This window comes from Streptomyces milbemycinicus, assembly GCF_002154605.1.
GTDB lineage: Bacteria > Actinomycetota > Actinomycetes > Streptomycetales > Streptomycetaceae > Streptomyces > Streptomyces milbemycinicus.
On the sequence record NZ_MUNE01001226.1, the window covers coordinates 1 to 985 of the forward strand.

1 protein-coding gene is annotated in these 985 nt (G+C 65.6%); it reads left to right on the forward strand.

The window, feature by feature from the left end; all coding sequences use genetic code 11:
* Nucleotides 1–292: 292 nt before the first annotated feature.
* Nucleotides 293–985 (forward strand): M55 family metallopeptidase (locus CCN51_RS52265; RefSeq protein ID WP_086861324.1); only part of this gene is annotated, 693 nt, incomplete at its 3' end.

A 985-nucleotide genomic window follows, 5' to 3' on the forward strand; every position in this document is an offset into this window, starting at 1 on the left:
GCGGAGAAGGCGTCCCAGGCGTCGGGGTAGTACTCGCGCAGTGGAGACCGGAGCTGGTTGGAGACCTGCTGCCGGTTCCAGGTCGCGTCCTGCTGGGCGCGGGCTAGGACCGCGTGGCTTCGTTCACGTTCAGCAGCAGCGTTTGTCTGCTGGTTTGGGCAGCAGTTGGTGATCTTGCGGCTTGTAGATGTTCACGAGAAATAGCGTCAACGCGGGACGGGCTCGCCGACCAAGTCATGAGTCCTGATGTGCACTGTCGGCCGGCACTCACAGCGCATAGGCTCCCTGCCTTATGAAGGTGCTGATCTCCGTTGACATGGAGGGCATCTCGGGGATCGTGCATCCCGCCGAGACGAATCCGGATCGCTACGACTACGAGCGAGGCCGTGCGTTGATGACGGCCGAAGCGAACGCCGTGATCGCGGGCGTCCNNCGACGGGCTCGTCTGGTTCGTGGCAAACCCCGCCCCATGGGCATGCTCGGTGGGCTCGACGAGCACACCGACGCGGTGATGTTCGTCGGCTACCACGCCCGAGCTGGTGGCGGCCCAGCCGTGCTGGCACACACCATGAGCGACGCCATCCTGGACGTACGCGTAGGCGGACGTTCCTTGGGCGAGATCGGCCTCAACGCTGCCATGGCCGGGCATTTGGGTGTGCCGGTCGTGCTGCTCAGTGGCGATGACACCGCCTGTGCCGAACTGTGTGATCTGGTGCCCTCGGCTGTCACTGTCGCGGTCAAAGAAGCCCTCGGTCAGGCCGCCGCCGTGGCACTGCACCCGGAGGAGGCCCGAGAGCGTCTGCACCAGGCGGCCGCCGAAGCTGTCAAGCAGCGAACGCTGGTCACGCCACTCGCCCTTGCCGGACCGCTTGAGGTCGAGATCGACCTTTACGGCCCATACATGGTTGACCTGGCGACACTCGTGCCAGGTGTCTCACGCGCTGAGGGTGGCCGGACGGTCACCTTCACCGCCGCCGACTTCGCC